At 72.3% G+C, this 17,467-nt stretch carries 18 protein-coding genes; 11 read left to right on the forward strand and 7 right to left on the reverse strand.

The genetic code is table 11. From position 1 onward, the window contains the following. The first annotated feature begins 226 nt into the window (after positions 1 to 226). The 6 genes from ACIQWA_RS34330 to ACIQWA_RS34355 all read left to right on the forward strand — a co-directional run bounded on the left by ACIQWA_RS34330 (position 227) and on the right by ACIQWA_RS34355 (position 6,494). Entirely contained in the window at positions 227 to 1,753 is a 1,527-nt protein-coding gene (locus tag ACIQWA_RS34330; RefSeq protein WP_402489395.1) for an ABC transporter ATP-binding protein, read from the forward strand. Positions 1,754 to 1,756: 3 nt separating this feature from the next. Next, positions 1,757 to 2,911 carry an ABC transporter permease gene (locus tag ACIQWA_RS34335; protein ID WP_360238075.1) on the forward strand — a complete coding sequence of 385 codons (1,155 nt, stop codon included), beginning with the start codon at positions 1,757 to 1,759 and terminating at the stop codon, positions 2,909 to 2,911. Then, positions 2,908 to 4,200, forward strand: a complete 1,293-nt coding sequence (locus ACIQWA_RS34340) for an ABC transporter permease (protein ID WP_360238073.1) — start codon at positions 2,908 to 2,910, stop codon at positions 4,198 to 4,200. Before ACIQWA_RS34335 ends, ACIQWA_RS34340 begins: the two co-directional genes overlap by 4 nt. Then, a complete protein-coding gene (locus ACIQWA_RS34345) occupies positions 4,197 to 4,589 on the forward strand; it encodes a cytidine deaminase (RefSeq protein ID WP_360238071.1) in 393 nt (130 codons plus the stop codon). The genes ACIQWA_RS34340 and ACIQWA_RS34345 overlap by 4 nt, the downstream gene beginning before the upstream one ends. 132 nt (positions 4,590 to 4,721) lie before the next feature. Continuing rightward, the gene (locus ACIQWA_RS34350) at positions 4,722 to 5,999 is read left to right on the forward strand and encodes a thymidine phosphorylase (RefSeq protein ID WP_402489324.1); all 1,278 of its coding nucleotides are present in this window, start codon (positions 4,722 to 4,724) and stop codon (positions 5,997 to 5,999) included. Between the two features lie 156 nt (positions 6,000 to 6,155). After that, positions 6,156 to 6,494 carry a helix-turn-helix domain-containing protein gene (locus tag ACIQWA_RS34355; RefSeq protein ID WP_402489327.1) on the forward strand — a complete coding sequence of 113 codons (339 nt, stop codon included), beginning with the start codon at positions 6,156 to 6,158 and terminating at the stop codon, positions 6,492 to 6,494. Positions 6,495 to 6,543: 49 nt separating this feature from the next. Here the strand turns inward: ACIQWA_RS34355 and ACIQWA_RS34360 are convergent, their stop codons facing one another. Next, on the reverse strand, positions 6,544 to 7,098 hold the full coding sequence (locus ACIQWA_RS34360; protein ID WP_402489329.1) for a Uma2 family endonuclease: 555 nt from the start codon (positions 7,096 to 7,098) through the stop codon (positions 6,544 to 6,546). 26 nt (positions 7,099 to 7,124) lie between these two features. After that, the gene (locus ACIQWA_RS34365; RefSeq protein WP_402489331.1) at positions 7,125 to 8,402 is read right to left on the reverse strand and encodes an MFS transporter; all 1,278 of its coding nucleotides are present in this window, start codon (positions 8,400 to 8,402) and stop codon (positions 7,125 to 7,127) included. 92 nt (positions 8,403 to 8,494) lie between these two features. Here ACIQWA_RS34365 and ACIQWA_RS34370 point away from each other — a divergent pair, with 92 nt between their 5' ends. The 3 genes from ACIQWA_RS34370 to ACIQWA_RS34380 all read left to right on the forward strand — a co-directional run bounded on the left by ACIQWA_RS34370 (position 8,495) and on the right by ACIQWA_RS34380 (position 11,366). Next, on the forward strand, positions 8,495 to 9,463 hold the full coding sequence (locus tag ACIQWA_RS34370) for a LysR family transcriptional regulator (protein ID WP_402489334.1): 969 nt from the start codon (positions 8,495 to 8,497) through the stop codon (positions 9,461 to 9,463). 149 nt (positions 9,464 to 9,612) lie between these two features. Further along, positions 9,613 to 10,770: an adenosine deaminase gene (locus ACIQWA_RS34375; RefSeq protein WP_360238059.1), complete on the forward strand. Its 1,158-nt coding sequence runs from the start codon at positions 9,613 to 9,615 to the stop codon at positions 10,768 to 10,770. A 215-nt stretch (positions 10,771 to 10,985) separates the two neighbouring features. Then, entirely contained in the window at positions 10,986 to 11,366 is a 381-nt protein-coding gene (locus tag ACIQWA_RS34380) for an ATP-binding protein (RefSeq protein WP_402489336.1), read from the forward strand. An 84-nt stretch (positions 11,367 to 11,450) separates the two neighbouring features. Here the strand turns inward: ACIQWA_RS34380 and ACIQWA_RS34385 are convergent, their stop codons facing one another. Then, on the reverse strand, positions 11,451 to 11,636 hold the full coding sequence (locus ACIQWA_RS34385) for a PspC domain-containing protein (RefSeq protein ID WP_188308551.1): 186 nt from the start codon (positions 11,634 to 11,636) through the stop codon (positions 11,451 to 11,453). A 367-nt stretch (positions 11,637 to 12,003) separates the two neighbouring features. On the opposite strand from ACIQWA_RS34385, the gene ACIQWA_RS34390 reads away from it, so the two are divergent. Then, positions 12,004 to 13,359: a hypothetical protein gene (locus ACIQWA_RS34390; protein ID WP_402489339.1), complete on the forward strand. Its 1,356-nt coding sequence runs from the start codon at positions 12,004 to 12,006 to the stop codon at positions 13,357 to 13,359. 72 nt (positions 13,360 to 13,431) lie between these two features. On the opposite strand, the gene ACIQWA_RS34395 is transcribed toward ACIQWA_RS34390, so the two are convergent. Next, entirely contained in the window at positions 13,432 to 13,896 is a 465-nt protein-coding gene (locus ACIQWA_RS34395; RefSeq protein ID WP_402489342.1) for a hypothetical protein, read from the reverse strand. A gap of 228 nt (positions 13,897 to 14,124) precedes the next feature. On the opposite strand from ACIQWA_RS34395, the gene ACIQWA_RS34400 reads away from it, so the two are divergent. Next, positions 14,125 to 14,766 carry a PhzF family phenazine biosynthesis protein gene (locus ACIQWA_RS34400; RefSeq protein WP_402489345.1) on the forward strand — a complete coding sequence of 214 codons (642 nt, stop codon included), beginning with the start codon at positions 14,125 to 14,127 and terminating at the stop codon, positions 14,764 to 14,766. A gap of 53 nt (positions 14,767 to 14,819) precedes the next feature. On the opposite strand, the gene ACIQWA_RS34405 is transcribed toward ACIQWA_RS34400, so the two are convergent. From ACIQWA_RS34405 to ACIQWA_RS34415, 3 genes are all read right to left on the reverse strand, one after another. Beyond that, positions 14,820 to 15,437: a VanZ family protein gene (locus ACIQWA_RS34405; RefSeq protein ID WP_360238048.1), complete on the reverse strand. Its 618-nt coding sequence runs from the start codon at positions 15,435 to 15,437 to the stop codon at positions 14,820 to 14,822. Positions 15,438 to 15,555: 118 nt separating this feature from the next. After that, complete coding sequence (locus ACIQWA_RS34410; protein ID WP_402489349.1) at positions 15,556 to 15,885, reverse strand: hypothetical protein; 330 nt, start codon at positions 15,883 to 15,885, stop codon at positions 15,556 to 15,558. Further along, positions 15,882 to 17,423: a HAMP domain-containing sensor histidine kinase gene (locus tag ACIQWA_RS34415; protein WP_360238044.1), complete on the reverse strand. Its 1,542-nt coding sequence runs from the start codon at positions 17,421 to 17,423 to the stop codon at positions 15,882 to 15,884. The genes ACIQWA_RS34410 and ACIQWA_RS34415 overlap by 4 nt, the downstream gene beginning before the upstream one ends. Positions 17,424 to 17,467: the final 44 nt, after the last annotated feature.

The following is a 17,467-nucleotide window of genomic DNA, read 5'->3' on the forward strand; positions in this document are numbered from 1 at the left end:
TTCCCCTGTCCCCCCTTGGCCCTCCGAGCGCAACGACGCGCCTCCAGACCACCAGGAGACCGCCATCACCGCATCAGACCCCGTCCCCCTGCGCAAGGACGGAACCCCCAGCGCGGGGACGGCGACCCCGGCCGTCGAACTGCGCGGCATCACCAAGCGCTTCCCCGGTGTCGTGGCCAACCACGACATCAACCTCACCGTCCGTACCGGCACGGTGCACGCCCTCATGGGCGAGAACGGCGCCGGCAAGTCGACGCTGATGAAGATCCTCTACGGCATGCAGAAGCCGGACGAGGGCACCATCGCGATCAACGGCGAGCTGTGCGAGTTCCACACCCCCGGCGACGCCATCGCGCGCGGCATCGGCATGGTGCACCAGCACTTCATGCTGGCCGACAACCTCACCGTGCTGGAGAACGTCGTCCTCGGCGGCGAGAAGCTCCACGGCATCGGCGCCAAGGCGAAGGCGAAGATCAAGGAGATCTCCGACCAGTACGGCCTGGGCGTGCGCCCGGACGCCCTGGTCGAGGACCTCGGCGTCGCCGACCGCCAGCGCGTCGAGATCCTCAAGGTGCTGTACCGCGGCGCCAAGATCCTGATCCTCGACGAGCCCACGGCCGTACTCGTCCCGCAGGAGGTCGACGCGCTGTTCGACAACCTGCGCGAGCTCAAGGCCGAGGGCGTCACCGTCATCTTCATCTCGCACAAGCTGCACGAGGTGCTCGCGGTGGCCGACGCGATCAGCGTCATCCGGCGCGGCACCACGGTCGGCGACGCCGACCCGAAGGCCGTCACCGCCCGCCAGCTGGCCGAGCTGATGGTCGGCGCCGAGCTGCCCTCCCCGGAGAGCCGCGAGTCGACCGTCACCGCCACCGAGATGCTCAAGGTCGAGGGCCTGCGGATCGCCAAGACCGACGCCGAGGGCATCGAGCGTGTCGTCCTGGACGACATCTCGCTGCGCATCCACAAGGGCGAGATCCTCGGCATCGCGGGTGTCGAGGGCAACGGCCAGGCCGAACTGGTCGAGGCCATCATGGGCATGCTGCCGCTGGACGGCGGCACCGTCACCCTGGACGGCAAGGACCTCTCCGGCACCCTCACCCGGGCCCGCCGCGAGGCCGGCATCGGCTACATCCCCGAGGACCGCCACAAGCACGGCCTGCTGCTGGAGGCCCCGCTCTGGGAGAACCGGATCCTCGGCCACGTCACCGAGGAGCCCAACTCCAGCGGGGTGCTGCTCAAGCCGGCCGCCGCCCGCGAGGACACCGCGCGGATCGTCCGGAAGTACGACGTCCGCACCCCCGGCATCGAGGTCACCGCGGCCTCGCTCTCCGGCGGCAACCAGCAGAAGCTGATCATCGGCCGCGAGATGAGCCACCAGCCCAAGCTGCTGATCGCCGCCCACCCGACCCGCGGTGTGGACGTCGGCGCGCAGGCGCAGATCTGGGAGCACATCCGGGTCGCCCAGCGGGAGGGCCTGGCCGTCCTGCTGATCTCGGCCGACCTGGACGAGCTGATCGGCCTCTCCGACACCATCCGGGTCATCTACCGCGGCCGCCTGGTCGCCGACGCCGACCCGGCCACCGTCACCGCCGAGGACCTCGGCACCGCGATGACCGGTGCCGCCGCAGGCCACATCGAGTCCGAGCCGGAGGCCGTCGCCGAGGCGCAGGCCGTCGCCGCCGAGGGCACCGAGGCCGCGGCCGAGCACCCGCACACCGACACCGCCGACGACCCGCAGGCGGGGGAGTAACCCATGACCAGTCCCAACCCCGCCGCCAAGCGCAGCCTGGCGCAGCGGATCAGCGGTGAGCGGATCGTGCTCGCACTGGCGGCGCCGGTGCTCGCGGTCGTGCTCTCCGTCGCGATCTGTTCCGTCCTGCTGGCGACCTCGGGCAAGAACCCGTTCGACGCGTGGAACGTGATGATCACGTACGCCACCAAGTCGGACGGCCAGGTGAACATCCTCAACCGGACCACCACCTACTACCTGGCCGCCGCGGCCGCCGCGTTCGGGTTCCGGATGAACCTGTTCAACATCGGCGTCGAGGGCCAGTACAAGGTCGCCGCGCTGTTCGCGGCCTTCGTCGGCGCCCAGGTCGACCTGCCGGCGATCATCCAGATCCCGCTGCTGCTGGTCACCGCGATGCTGGTCGGCGGCCTGTACGCGAGCATCGCCGGTCTGCTCAAGGTCTACCGCGGTGTCAGCGAGGTCATCTCGACCATCATGCTGAACTCGATCTCGCTCGCGATCGTCGGTCTGCTGCTCGTTCCCGGCATCTTCGCCCCGAAGGTCAGCGGCACCAGCAACTCGATCCAGACCGACCCGGTCTCGCAGTCCAGCCACTTCTTCAGCATCCCCACCGCCGGTGGGAACCTCTGGGGCTTCATCTTCGTCGCCGCCCTGGTCGGTGTGGTCTTCCAGTTCACCCTGACCCGCACCCGCTTCGGCTTCGACCTGCGCGCCACCGGCCGCTCGGAGTCCGCCGCGACCGCGTCCGGCGTGAACGTCAAGCGCATGGTGGTCATCTCGATGGTGGTCTCGGGCGCCATCGCCGGTCTGATCGGCCTGCCCGAGCTGCTGCAGAACTCGTACTACTACGGCCAGAGCTTCCAGCCCGGCCTCGGCTTCCTGGGCATCTCGATCGCCCTGCTCGGCCGGAACAGCCCGATCGGCATCGCCTTCGCGGCCCTGCTGTTCGCCTTCCTGGACGCCACCGGCTCGCAGCTGCCGCTCCAGGGCGGGTTCCCCTTCGAGATCGTCGATGTCATGAAGGGCACCATCGTCATCTGCGTCGTCGTCGCGTACGAGCTGGTGCGCCGCTACGGCTTGAAGCGCCAGCAGCAGAAGGTCGGCGCCCAGCTCGCCGCCCAGGCCGCCGCAGCTAGCAACAAGGAGGTTGCGGCATGAGCCAGAACTTTACGGCCGATTACTGGAAGAGGGTCGTCTTTCCGCTCGGAGAGCCCACGGGCAAGCCTGCGAAGAAGCGCAAGCTGTCCTGGCCCGTGGTGCTCCTGCTGATCGCGGGCGCCCTGGTCCTGTTCGCCGCCGTGGGCATGGCCACCGGCAACCACTCGCTGACCTCCTCCGGTCAGGTCGCCGCGGCGCTCGGCTCCGCCGTGCCGATCGGCATGGCCGGTCTGGGCGGTCTCTGGTCCGAGCGGGCCGGCGTGGTCAACATCGGCCTCGAAGGCATGATGGTCGCCGGCACCTTCTGCGGCGCCTGGGCGGGCTACCTGGTCAACCCGTGGGTCGGTCTGCTGGCCGGCATGCTCGGCGGTGCGCTGGGCGGTCTGCTCCACGCGGTCGTCACCGTCACCTTCGGCGTCGACCACATCGTCTCCGGCGTCGGCATCAACCTGCTGATCCCCGGCATCTGCGCGTACGTCAACCGGATCTACTACAAGGACTACATCTCGGCCGGTGCCGGGGCGAACCAGTCCCCGCCGGCGGACCCGCTGCCGTACATCACCGTCCCGGGGCTGTCCTCCGGTTTGAAGACCATCGAGAACCACCACTGGTTCCTGGTCTCCGACCTCGCCGGCGTGCTCGGCGGTCTGGTCACCAACCTCTCGGTGGTCGTGGTGCTGGCCGCCGTGCTGATCGTGGTCAGCTACTTCCTGCTCTGGCGCACGGTGTTCGGCCTGCGGCTGCGCTCCTGCGGTGAGAACCCGACGGCCGCCGAGTCGCTGGGCGTCAACGTCTACAAGTACAAGTACCTGGCGGTCATCGCCTCGGGCGCCTTCGCGGGCCTCGGCGGTGCGTACCTCTCGCTGGTCGCCGCGCACTTCTACAAGGACGGCCAGACCCTGGGCCGCGGCTTCATCGGCCTCGCGGCGATGATCTTCGGCAACTGGATGCCCGGCGGTCTCGCCATGGGCGCCGGCCTGTTCGGCTTCACCGACAGCCTCCAGCTGCGCGACCCGGAGTCGGTGCACGTGCTGATCCTGGTCGTCTCGATCGCGATGGCGCTGTTCGCCCTGTGGCAGCTGTACCGCCGCAAGTACACCGCGACCGTGGTCTCCTTCGTGGTGGCCGGCGGCCTCGGCGCCTGGTACGCGCTGACCGACGAGGTGCAGCGTCCGCTGATCGTCGCCACCCCGTACCTGATCACCCTGGTGGTGCTCTCGCTGGCCTCGCAGCGCCTGCGGATGCCCAAGGCCGACGGTCAGGTCTACCGCAAGGGCCAGGGCAAGTGACGGCCCCCGCGGTCGACTGGGAGCGGCTGCGCGAGGCGGCGCGCGAGGCCATGGGCCACGCGTACGCCCCGTACAGCAAGTTCCCGGTCGGCGCGGCGGCGCTGGTCGACGACGGTCGGCTGGTCAGCGGCTGCAACGTGGAGAACGCCTCGTACGGGCTAGGGCTGTGCGCCGAGTGCGGGCTGGTGTCCGCGCTGCACGCCTCCGGCGGCGGCCGACTGGTCGCCTTCACCTGCGTCGACGGCGCGGGCGAACTGCTGATGCCGTGCGGGCGCTGCCGCCAGCTGCTGTACGAGCACGGCGGACCGGGACTGCTGGTCGACCTGGCCTCCGGCGTGAAGCCGATGAGCGAGGTCCTGCCCGACGCGTTCGGCCCGGAGCGGCTCTAGCTTCGGCAATTGTTACGCGCGTAGAGTGTCGCGAGTGGGCCGGAACCCGGTCATCTCGCGGCACTCTTCGCATTTCCACGCATCTTCTCGACGCATCTGTACGACGCATCTGAAACCCCTCTTGGAGCACGCATGGACGCCATCTCCGTCATCAGGACCAAGCGCGACCGCGGCGAGCTGAGCGACGCTCAGATCGACTGGGTCATCGACGCCTACACCCGTGGCGAGGTCGCCGACGAGCAGATGTCCGCGCTGGCCATGGCGATCCTGCTGAACGGCATGAAGCCGCACGAGATCAGCCGCTGGACCGAGGCCATGATCCGCTCCGGCGTCCGGATGGACTTCTCCTCGCTGCCGCTGCCCACCAGCGACAAGCACTCCACCGGCGGCGTCGGCGACAAGATCACCCTCCCGCTCGCCCCGCTGGTCGCCGCCTGCGGCGCCGCCGTCCCGCAGCTGTCCGGCCGCGGCCTCGGCCACACCGGCGGCACCCTGGACAAGCTGGAGTCCATCCCCGGCTGGCGCGCCCTGCTCTCCAACGACGAGATGATGGACGTGCTGCGCGACGCCGGCGCGGTCATCTGCGCGGCCGGCGACGGCCTCGCCCCCGCCGACAAGAAGCTGTACGCGCTGCGCGACGTCACCGGCACCGTCGAGGCCATCCCGCTGATCGCCTCCTCGATCATGTCCAAGAAGATCGCCGAGGGCACCGGCGCGCTCGTGCTGGACGTCAAGGTCGGCTCCGGCGCCTTCATGAAGAACCTGGACGACGCCCGCGAGCTCGCCCGCACCATGGTCGGCCTGGGCACCACCGCGGGCGTCAACACCGTCGCCCTGCTCACCGACATGTCCACCCCGCTCGGCCTCACCGCGGGCAACGCGCTGGAGGTCCGCGAGTCCGTCGAGGTGCTGGCCGGCGGCGGCCCGGCCGACGTCGTCGAGCTGACCCTGGCGCTCGCCCGCGAGATGCTCGCCGCGGCCGGCGTGCACGGCAAGGACCCCGCCGACGCGCTGCGCGACGGCTCCGCGATGGACCACTGGCGCCGCATGATCGCCGCCCAGGGCGGCGACGTGGACGCCCCGCTCCCGGTCGCCCGCGAGCAGCACGTCATCCCCGCGCCCGCCTCCGGCGTGCTCACCGAGCTGGACGCCTACGCGATCGGCGTCTGCGCCTGGCGCCTGGGCGCCGGCCGCGCCCGCAAGGAGGACCCGGTGCAGGCCGGCGCCGGCGTCGAGATGCATGCCAAGCCCGGCGACACCGTGGTGGCCGGCCAGCCGCTGCTGACCCTGCACACCGACACCCCCGAGCGCTACGACTACGCCATCGAGGCGCTCGCGGGCGGCATCACGGTCTCCCCGGAGGGCACCGCGTTCACCCCGAACCCGATCGTGCTCGACCGCATCGCGTAGTCATACGATTACTCCATGTGCGGCAGCGTGGCTTACGCTGCCGCACATGGCAGTTGACCGCTTCACGGTCGAGATCGAGCCAGAGGTTCGGGACCGGCTCATCGCGCTTCCTCCGCGGCACTATCGCGGCCGGATCGTCCCGGAAGGAGAGCAGGAGTGAACCACTCTCAGTGGAAGACCCGCCGCACGCGCGAGCTGCTGGGCGAGCAGGTGCAGGAGAGTCCGGAGGCGGCTGCGGAGCAGTTGGAATTCCGCTACTCCTGGGCGTTCGGGCAGGCTCTCTACGACCGTCGCACCGCTCTCGGCCTGTCGCAGGCCGAGGTGGCCCGTCGCGCCAACATGACCGAGGACGAGATCGAGTGCATCGAGGGAGCGGGCATGGTGCCCACGCTCCCGCTGTTGCAGCGGCTGGCAGGCGCGCTGGAGGCCGAGCTCGACATCCACGTCACGCCCGACACCGAGGCCGCCGTCCGCTTCCACGCGCCGGCCGCCTGAGCCACCCGCGAAGGAGCCCGCACACGACGGTGCGGGCTCCTTCGCGTGCTCAGGCGTAGGTCCGCAGGACGCTGGTGTCGAGGGTCCAGGGGCCGACCGTGATCGTGTCGCCGAACTTGAACTTCTCGCGGGAGGTGTAGCCGGGGCCGTCGTGGATGATTCCGGTGCCCTTGCGGGGATCGACCAGGAGGTACAGCGGAATTCCCATGGCCGAGTAGTCGCGGACCTTGCCGTGGTAGTCGTTCTCAGGGTTGGACTTGGAGACGATCTCCACGACCAGAAGGATCTCGTGGGGGAGCAATGCCGGCTTGTCATCGTCCAGATCCGCCTCGGGGAACACCATCAGGTCGGGATTCCGGAGTCGACCGATGCCGATGTCCTCCAAGTCCGCGCCGCCATGGGCGATGTAGCCAGGATGGGTCTGGGGCAGCTGGGCGTTGAGCTGTCGGGCCAGGCGGATGACGGCAAGCTCGTGGCGCTTCACCGGCGACATCATCATGACGATTTCGCCGTCCGCGATCTCGATCTTCCCTATCCCCGGCACCTGCGGCAGCTGATCCGCGATCTCGCGCAGCCGGGCGTACACAGCAGGATCGATGCTCATGTTCCGGAGTGTATCGGCGGCGACTGTCAAGCGTCCGCGACCGCTCGCCTCGTGGCATGCGCCTGGTGGGTGGCGTAGAGGGTGACGGCGGCGGCGAGGGCCATGGCGGTGAGGCCGACGGTGGCGGCGCCGGGCCAGCCGGTGGAGTGGTAGGCGTCGGCGCCGAGGGTGCCGCCGAGGCTGTTGCCCAGGTAGTAGGCGATCAGGTAGAGGGCGGAGGCCTGGGCGCGGCCCTCGGTGGCGGTGCGGCCGACGGCGGCGGAGGCGGTGGCGTGGCCGGCGAAGAAGCCGGCGGTGATCAGTACCAGCCCGAGCAGCGCGCAGACCAGGGAGTCGGCGAGCGAGAGCAGCAGCCCGGCGGCGGTCACGCCGATGGCGACGTAGAGGGTGCCGCGGCGGCCGAGCCGGCCGGAGAGGCGGCCGGCCGCGGCGGAGGTGCCGGTGCCGACCAGGTAGACGACGAAGATCGAGGCGGCGACCGACTCCGGCAGGTGGAAGGGCGCGGCGATCAGCCGGTAGCCGACGGTGTTGTAGACCGCGCCGAACACCGCCATGAACAGCATGCCGAGCGCGTACAGCCGCACCAGCAGCGGGTTGCGCAGGTGCCGGCCGACGGTACGGGCGAGCGCGCGGGCGTCCACCGGGGCCGGGGTGAAGTGCCGGGCGGCGGGGATCAGCAGCCGGAAGGCGAGCGCGGCCAGCAGGGCGAGGGCGGCGGAGGCGGCGAGGCCCCAGCGCCAGCCGAGGGCGGCGGCGGTCCAGCCGGAGACCAGCCGGCCGCCCATGCCGCCGATGCTGTTGCCGGCCACGTACAGGCCCATCGCGGAGGCCAGCGCGCTGGGGTGGACCTCCTCGGCGAGGTAGGCCATGGCGGTGGCGGGGAGCCCGGCGAGGGCGGCGCCCTGGAGGACGCGCAGCGCGACCAGGGTGGTGAGGCCGGGCGCGAGGGGCAGGGCGACGGCGAGGGCGGAGGCCGCGAGGACGGAGGCCGTCATCACCGCGGTGCGGCCGTACCGGTCGGACAGCGCACTGGCCGGGAGCAGCCCGAGGGCGAGGCCGAGGGTGGCGGCGGAGGCCGTCCAGCTGGCCTGGCCGGGGGTGAGGTCGAGGTCGGCCGAGAGGACCGGCAGCAGGCCCTGGGTGGAGTAGAGCAGGACGAAGGTCGCGATCCCGGCGGCGAACAGGGCGAGGTTGGCGCGGCGGAAGCCGGGTCCGCCCGGGCGGTGGCGGTCGTCCCGGTCGAGGGTGTGCGCGGCGGAGGCATCCGGGGTGCCCGCGGATGCCCTGGTATCGGAGGGCTGCATGGCATCGACGCTAGGCCCGGCGCGGCTGATGCGTCCAATGCATGAAGAGTGGATGATCGATGCACTGGCGTATGGGTCGAGGTGGGACGGGGATGGCCGTGGCGGATGTGTCGGACGGAACGGAGCAGCCGTACCGGGCGGCCGAGTTGGGGCCCCGGGAGCCGGCCGTGCTGCTGGCGCCCAGGCTGGCGCGGTTCGCCGCGGTGGCCCGGCTGGAGCACGTGACCCAGGCGGCCGCGCTGCTCGGGGTGCCGCAGCCGACGCTGTCGCGCGCGGTGTCCCGGCTGGAGTCGGAGCTGGGGGTGGAGCTGCTGGCCCGTCAGGGCCGGACGGTCCGGCTGACCAGGGCGGGCCGGCTGCTGCTTGCCTCGGTGGAGCGGGCGCTGGCGGAGCTGGAGCGCGGCGCGGAGGCGGCCCGGGCGGAGGCGGACCCGGCGGCGGGGCGGGTGGCCTTCGGCTTCCTGCACACGATGGGCCCGGACGCCGTCCCGGCGCTGCTGCGCGGCTTCCGGGTGGCGCACCCGCGGGTGCGGTTCCAACTGGTGCAGGACTACGGCACGGCGATGCTGGAGCGGTTGCGGGCGGGCGAGTTGGACCTGTGCCTGGTCGCGCCGCTGCCGGACGACCCGGCCTTCACGGCCCGCCCGCTGGACGAGCAGCGGCTGCACCTGGCCGTCCCGGCGGACCACCGGCTGGCGGGACGGCGGCGGATCCGGCTGGCGGAGGTGGCCGAGGAGACGTTCGTCGGGCTGGAGCAGGGCTACGGGCTGCGCATGATCACGGACGGCTTCTGCGGGCAGGCCGGCTTCGTGCCCCGGCTGGCCTTCGAGGGGGAGGAGACCGAGACCCTGCGGGGGCTGGTGGCGGCCGGGCTGGGGGTGGCGCTGCTGCCGCCGGCGCTGGTGCCGCGGCCCGGGGTGGTGGAGCTGGAGGTGACCGCGCCGCGGACCCGGCGGGCGATCGGGCTGGCCTGGGCGGCGGGGCGGCCGCTGACACCGCCGGTGGCGGCGTTCCGGGACTTCGTGCTGTCCCGGCGGGGGCGGCTGCTGCACCACGACTGAGGTGAGGGGCTCCACGACCGCGGTGGGGGGCGCACCGCGGTGGATTTGGCGGATCCTATGGACCGGGCGGTGGAATTCCGGTCCTGCTTTGGACCATCCGGTGGTGTTCCCGGTGGTGGGTCTACGCGCGTAGGGGCTATATTTCCGCAATGGAGAAGCAGATCCCCGTCACCACCGCGGGCACGGGCCCGCGCATTCCCACCCCCGACCAGATCCGCCGCGCGCCGAAGGTCCTGCTGCACGACCACCTCGACGGCGGACTGCGCCCCGAGACCGTCGTCGAGCTCGCCGCCGCGAACGGCTACGAGGGACTCCCCACCACCGACGCCAAGGAGCTCGGCGAGTGGTTCCGCGAGGCCGCCGACTCCGGCTCGCTGGTCCGCTACCTGGAGACCTTCGCCCACACCTGCGCCGTCATGCAGACCCGCGAGGCCCTGATCAAGGTCGCCGCCGACTGCGCCGAGGACCTGGCCGCCGACGGCGTCGTGTACGCCGAGGTCCGCTACGCCCCCGAGCAGCACCTGGAGGGCGGCCTGAGCCTGGACGAGGTCGTCGAGGCCGTCCAGGAGGGCTTCCGCCTGGGCGAGGCCAACGCCCGTGCGGCCGGCCACCGGATCCGCATCGGCACCCTGATCACCGCGATGCGGCACGCCGCCCGCTCGCAGGAGATCGCCGAACTGGCCAACCGCCACCGGGACTCGGGCGTCGTCGGCTTCGACATCGCGGGCGCGGAGGCGGGCTACCCCCCCACCCGCCACCAGGCCGCCTTCGACTACCTCAAGGGCGAGAACAACCACTTCACCATCCACGCGGGCGAGGCCTTCGGCCTGCCGTCGATCTGGGAGGCCCTGCAGTGCTGCGGCGCCGACCGGCTCGGCCACGGCGTGCGGATCGTCGACGACATCACGCTGAACGAGGACGGCACCGTCGAGCTGGGCCGGCTGGCCGCGTACGTGCGCGACAAGCGCATCCCGCTGGAGATGTGCCCGACCTCCAACCTCCAGACGGCGGCGGCCGCTTCGTACGCCGAGCACCCGATCGGGCTGCTCAGCCGGCTGAAGTTCCGGGTCACCGTGAACACCGACAACCGGCTGATGAGCGGTACCAGCATGAGCCAGGAGTTCGGGCACCTGGTGGACGCCTTCGGCTACACCCTGGGCGACATGGAGTGGTTCACGGTGAACGCGATGAAGTCCGCGTTCCTGCCCTTCGACGAGCGGCTGGCGATGATCAACGACGTGATCAAGCCGGGCTACGCCGAGCTCAAGGCGGAGTGGCTGTTCAGCGTGGGCACCGCCGGCAGCTGAGCCGACGACCCGCCCCTGCGGTCGGATGAACGCGGCTTCCGGGCACGGAAGTTGGCGTTCATCCGACTACTCACTCGAGTGAGTGAACGCCCTTTGGTTCTCACGCGATCCTGTCACTACGGTGTGCCAGTCAATGCTGACAGGCCGTGGCGGCAATCGCCCGTCCGCCGCCCTGCGCGATGTCGGCCACCGACGAGGACTCAAGGGGACGAACCATGAAGCAGGCTCTCAAGGCCGCCGGTACCGCGGCGCTCGGCATCGCCATCGCAGCGGTCGGCGCCGGCACCGCCTCTGCGGCCGGCCAGGCGGCCGGCGGCCTCGGGCTGCCCACCGGCGCGGTGACGAACCCCGCGGTGACCGGTGCGGTCACCGACACCGCGGCCAAGCTGCCCGGCGGCGACAAGGTCGCCGGCACCCTCGGCACTCTGACCCCGAGCGCCGGTCAGGCCGCTCCCGCTCCCGCTCCCGCCGCCGACGCCGCTCCGCTCGCCGGCGTCACCCAGCAGCGTGGCGCCGTCCCGAGCGTCCCCGGCCTGGACAAGACTCCCGTCGGCGGGCTGACCGGCGCACTGCCGCTGCCGGGCCTGACCGGCTGACCCCGGCCGCCGTACGACGACGGGCCGCCCGCCCCCGGAGACCCCGGGAGCGGGCGGCCCGTCGTCGTGCCCGCCGGTACGGCCTCACGGCTCCTGGGGGAGCAGCACCCACAGCGCGAGGTAGACCAGGAACTGCGGGCCGGGCAGCAGGCAGGACAGCAGGAAGATCAGTCGTACGGTCCACGGGGTGAGGCCGAAGCGCTCGGCGATCCCGGCGCAGACGCCGGCGATGACGCGGTTGTGGCGGGGACGGGCGAGGCGCGCACTCATGGGAACTCCTTGGCTGGCTGCCGGTGCCGGGTGGTCCGGCGGGCGTACTTCCATACTCCGCCGCCGGCGGCCCGGAAACCTCCACCCACCAGGCGATCCTCGACCCCGGTCGGTCACCGGGAAGACGTAGACCCGGATCGGGGTCCGCCTCAGGGATGACCCGGAGATGCGGGTACGAAAACCCGTTCGCGAAGGTGTCCGGGCTGAGGGATATGATTCCGCGGTCGCTGATGGTGGGGGGAAAAACCGGCGGCGCCGTCACGGCCTCAAGAGGCCCCTCACGCCTGCGATTTCGCACTCTTCTCGGGCTGTGCCCGAATTCTCCCGTGAGGTCCCCTTGCGCAATCAGCCCCGCAGAATCCTCGCCGTGGCCGCCGCGGCCGCGCTGGCCTCCGGCGCCGCCCTGGCCTCGGCCCCGGCGGCGCTGGCGGCCCCGACAGCCGGTCCGACGGCTCCCGTCTCACCGCCGCAAGGCCTGGCCTCGCCCATCGTGATCACCACGAGCGCATTCCCGACCACGGTCGAGGCGGGCACCTCGGTCGAGTTCACCTCGACCCTCAAGAACACCGCCGACCACCAGCTGGACGTGCAGACCGACTTCGTCGTCACGACGGTCCGCGGCAGCGGCCCCCGGCAGAGCCAGCTCAGGTTGGAGTACCAGCGCCCCGGCGACACCCAGTGGCATGACGCCAAGGTGCAGGGCAACGACGCCGGCGGCGCTTGGGCGCTGGACCAGTTCGCCGCCGAGCTGCACCTGGCGGCCGGCGCCGAGTTCACCTACCGGCTGCGGCTGACCTTCGCCGCCGACGCCGCCCCCGGCCCGGCCTCCGCCGCCCTCAGCGCGGTGGCCTTGGACCCGACCCTGCCCGCCCCGGGGCAACGCCCCACCGTTGCCTGGGGCGGCACCCCGAACTTCACGGTCGTTCCGGTGGGTGGCCCGACCACCCCGGCCCCGGTCGGGCTCCCGGACGTGAAGGTCGAGGGTGTGCCCGCCTCCTTCACGGCCGGTGGCGAGGCCAAGGCGTTCAAGGTGGTCTACAGCAACCACACCGGCAAGGACCTCCAAATCGTCCCGGCGGTCGTCCTCCAGGGCGAGAACGCGTTCCTTCCCGCAGTGGTCAGGCTCGAATTCCAGACCCAGCAGGGCCAGTGGCTGGCCGGCACTCCGTCGCCGCTGGGGGACCTCCCCAGCACCCAGTTGGCTGTGGCGCTGTACACCGGCAACAAGAGCACCGACATCATTCCGCTGCCCGACGGTGAGACCCGTACGGTCAACCTGCGGCTGGCCTGGACCAAGGACGCACCGGTGGGCACCGAGTCGGTGTTCGCCAACGGTTACAGCCTGGCCGGTCCGGGCGGGACCGAGCGGGGGACCTCCAGCCCGAAGGTGGACTTCCGGATCGAGGCCGCCACGGCGGGGTCCGGCGCCCCGGCCCCCACATCCTCGGCCACTGCTGCGCCGAGCACCCGGGCCACTGCCGATCCGTCCAGCGCCGCCGTCCCGGCCGCGCAGGTCACCACCGGCGCGCCGAGCCCCGCGGCCGACACCCCGCAGGCCGCCGCTGCCGCCGCCCCGGCCCCGGCGGTCGTGGAGACCACCCGGCTCGCCTCCACCGGCGGCGGCTCCTCGGCCGCCCCGATGGCGATCACCGGCGCGACCGCGATCGCCCTCGGCATCGGAACCCTGGTCGTCGCCCGCCGCCGACAGCGCGCCGGGAACTGAGCCCCGACAGCACAAGGCCCGTCCGTCCCCGCTCGAAGGCGGGGACGGACGGGCCTTCCGGCGTTCCGGGGCTCAGCCGGCCGGCTGCTGCGGCGGCTGCGGCTGGGCGTACGGGTTGTCCGCCACCGGCTGCGCCGGAGCGCCCGGCTGGTTCGGCACGGCGCCCTGCGGCGCCACCGGCTGGCCCGACTGCCCGGCCTGCGGGGCGTTCGGGTTGAACGCGGCCTGCGGGGCGGCGGCGTTGGGGTTGTACGGCGCCTGCGGGGCGTTGGGGTTGTACGGCGCGTGCGGGGTGTACGGCGTGACCGGCTGCTGCGGCGCGTTCTTGGCGTTGCTGCGTTCGACGACCGCCTTCACCGTGGTGACGATCATGGCGATCGGCAGGATCAGCGCCTGGAAGAAGATCCGGTAGGTCCCGCCCTCGAAGACGAACGCGAGGTAGTAGGCGTAGCCCGCGAACCCGAGGCCAATCACGAGGTTGAGGATCCGCATGCCGACCTTGAGCCCGCGCAGGGGCAGGACGCCGAGGACCACCATGATGGTGCCGCTGAGCGCCAGCAGGACGACGTATCAGGAGAAGCCGGGCTCATTGGTGAAGTCGAGATTGTTCAAGGGATTTCCTGTGGGAGGAGAAAAACGACGGGAACCGTCCGGGGACGACAGCGCACAGTACTGGAGGGGGCCGACAATCGTCGTCGCCTTTTCATCACGGTGTCGTTGCGCTGAGTCGCACTGGTGCCGGAGCGGTAATTGACGAGGTGGGAAATGACTGACTATGAGGTGCTGCGGGTCTTTTGCGGGCCGGACGGGCGGCACGGCAACGCCCTCGGCGTGGTGCGGGACGGCGCCGCCGTGCCGGGGCGGGCGGCGCGGCAGGCCTTCGCCGGTGAACTCGGTTTCAGCGAGACGGTGTTCGTCGACGACCCGGAGCGCGGGGAGATCGACATCTACACCCCGAGCGTGCGGCTGCCCTTCGCCGGCCACCCGTGCGTGGGCGCCGCCTGGCTGCTCGGGGTGGACCGGCTGGTGACCGCCGCGGGGGAGGTGGCGGTGCGGCGCGAGGGTGGGCTGACCCGGATCGAGGCCCGGCCGGAGTGGGCCCCGGGGCGGACCCTGCGGCAGTACGGCTCGGCCGCCGAGGTGGAGGCGCTGGAGGTGCCGCCGCCGGGGGAGTGGGTGTACGCCTGGGCCTGGCAGGACGAGGCGGCCGGTACGGTCCGGGCACGGGCCTTCCCGGGCCGGGGCGACGGGATCGACGAGGACGAGGCGACCGGCGCGGCGGCGTTGCTGCTGGCGGCCCGGCTCGGGCGGGCGGTGACCGTCACCCAGGGCCGGGGTTCGCAGCTGCTGGCCGGTCCGCGGCCGGGCGGGCTGGTCGAGGTCGGCGGTCGGGTCGTGCGGGCGTAGCCGGGTGGTGCGGGCCTAGCCGGGTCGTGCGCGCCTAGCCGGGTGGTGCGCGCCTAGCCGGCGGGCGGGGTGGGTCCCGCGTAGGCGCGCGGACGGGCCGCGGCCGCCATGGTCACCGTCGGGGTGACGGCGGCGGCCACCGGCGGGGCGGCCAGGACGGCGGCCCGCCGGGCCCGTGCCGCCGCCCGGTGGTCCCGCAGCAGGCGGCGCAGACCGGGGACGAGGGCGAGGTGGGCGATCATCACGCCGAGCACGGCGAACAGTATGTGGTCCACGTTGAGCACGTGTCCGGGCGTCCAGGAGGAGAGGAACTCCAGGCCGGTCGCCAGCAGGGCGGACACGCCGGTGGTGCGCAGGAAGGACGGCAGCCAGGGGGCCCGGACCCGGCCGCCGGCCAGCGGCAGCAGGACGCCGAGCGGGGCGAGCAGCAGGAACTCGCCGATCACCTGCCAGGTGGTGGAGGAGCGGAGCGAGGCCAGCGGCGTCAGGTTGGCGTCGTACACCCAGGCCACCGGCAGGGGTCTGAGCACCAGCCAGAGCACCAGCGTCAGGTGGAGGGCCAGGCCCGCCAGTCCGGCGTGCCGGAGGGGACGGTGGACGCCCGCCGCCGGCCTGTTCTCGGTCCGTGCGCCGGAACGCTCGTCGCGTGTCCTGGTGCCATCTCGCTGCACGGGGGGAAGGACGTGGGCCGGTGGCGCGGCGGTTCCACACCGGGCCTGAACATTCCGGGACGCGCCCCCGTTTCCCGTCACACGGGGTCGGACGGGCGCGCCCCAGCCGGAGCAGGCCCTACCGACAGGGCGCCGCCGTCGGCACCGCGCTGAACACGTTGTCGGGCGGCGGCGAGCCCGGCGCCACCGGGGTGGGCGAGGGGCCGACGCTCGTCCTGGCCGCGCCGCGGGCCGGGGTGGCGGCCGGGGCCGGCGGGGTCGGGGTGGCCAGCGCGGTCGGTATGTGCGGGGCGCTCGGGCAGGCCGTCCGGCTGGCGGGCGCGCCGGCGTCGACCGGTACGGCCGTCGGACGGATGCCGCAGCCGGAGGCCAGCGCGAGCAGGAGCAGTACGCCGGCGGCGCGGCGCAGGGTGGAGCGGCGCAGGGAGGTACGGGTGGGGGCGGTCACGTGGCGTCCTTGAGCTCGGCGTCGCCGGCGGGGCCGCGCTCGGCCCCGCCCGCGGACGGCGGCGGTGGCGGGGTCAGCGGCAGCGTCAGGGTGAACACCGCGCCGACCTCCCCGTTCGCCGCCGTGATGGTCCCCCCGTGGATCTGGGCGTTGGCCATCGCGATGGACAGCCCCAGGCCGCTGCCCTCCGAGCGGGCCCGCCCGCGGTCGGCCTTGTAGAAGCGGTCGAAGACGTGCGGCAGCACGTCCTCGGGGATGCCGGGGCCGCTGTCGGAGACCTCGACCACGACCGAGTCCGCGGACTGCCGGACCTTGACCCGCACCGGTGAGCCGCCGTGCTTGAGCGCGTTGCCGATCAGGTTGGCGAAGACCACGTCGAGCCGGCGCGGGTCGACCACGGCCAGGATGCCGCGCGGGGCGTCCAGTTCGACCGCGTCGTACCAGGCCCGGCCGTCGATGCAGGACATGATCAGGTCGGCGACGTCGACCTCGTCGGCGACCAGCTTGGCGGTGCCGGCGTCGAAGCGGGTGACCTCCATCAGGTTCTCGACCAGGTCGGACAGCCGCCTGGTCTCGCTCACCACGAGTCGGACGGCGGGCTCGATCATCGGGTCCAGCGACTCGGCCTCGTCCTCCAGGATGTCGGTCACCGCGGTCATCGCGGTCAGCGGGGTGCGCAGTTCGTGCGACATGTCGGCGACGAACCGTCGGCTCTGCGCCTCGCGCGCGCTCAGCTCCTCGACCTGCTCGTGCAGCGACTCCGCGGCCCGGTTGAAGGTCCGGGCCAGGTCGGCGAGTTCGTCGGAGCCCTCGACCTCCAGCCGGGTGTCCAGGTGGCCCTCGCCGAGCCGCTTGGCGGCCTCCCCGAGCCGCTTGACCGGCCGCAGCACGGTCGAGGAGGCGGCCTGGGCGAGCAGGGCCGAACCGATCAGCGCGAGCAGGGTCGCGATCGCCAGCGACCAGCCCAGGGTGTTGAGGTCGGCCCGTTCGTTCTCCAGCGACTTGAACATGTACGCCGTCGGACCGTTCGGCAGCACCTTGGTGCCGCCGATCACGAACGGGCGGCCCTCCAGGTTCTGCCGCTGCCAGTACAGGTGGTACGGGTACGGGTTGCTCTCGGTGACCTCGCGCGGCTTGGCGACGGTGGACTGCAGCGCTGCCGGGACGTCGGCCAGGGTGAAGTGCGTCGGGGCCGAGGAGGCCGGGCACTCGGGGTGCGCCGGGTCGACCACGACCACGTCGTAGGACAGGCCGGAGCTCGCCACGTTGGCGGCCAGCGTGGCGAGCTCCGGGCAACTGGCGTTCAGCGGAAGGTCGGAGACGTTGCGGCTGAGCGAGACCCGGAAGTCGTTCAGCGCGGTGTCCTGGGCGCGCTTGAGCACCGCGTCGCGGTTCAGCCAGTACGCGATGCCGGAGGCCGAGACGGCGGCGAGCAGCGCGACGGCCGCGAACACCGCGATCAGCCGCACCCGCAGGGAGCGCAGCCGTCGCCACGGACCGGACGAGAACCGCCGGGCAGTCTGCTGATGGTCAGTCACAAGAGCCTGTCGTCGTACGGGAGTTCAGGAAGGTGGGCGGGGGC

This window comes from Kitasatospora sp. NPDC098652, from assembly GCF_044760155.1.
Taxonomy (GTDB): domain Bacteria; phylum Actinomycetota; class Actinomycetes; order Streptomycetales; family Streptomycetaceae; genus Kitasatospora.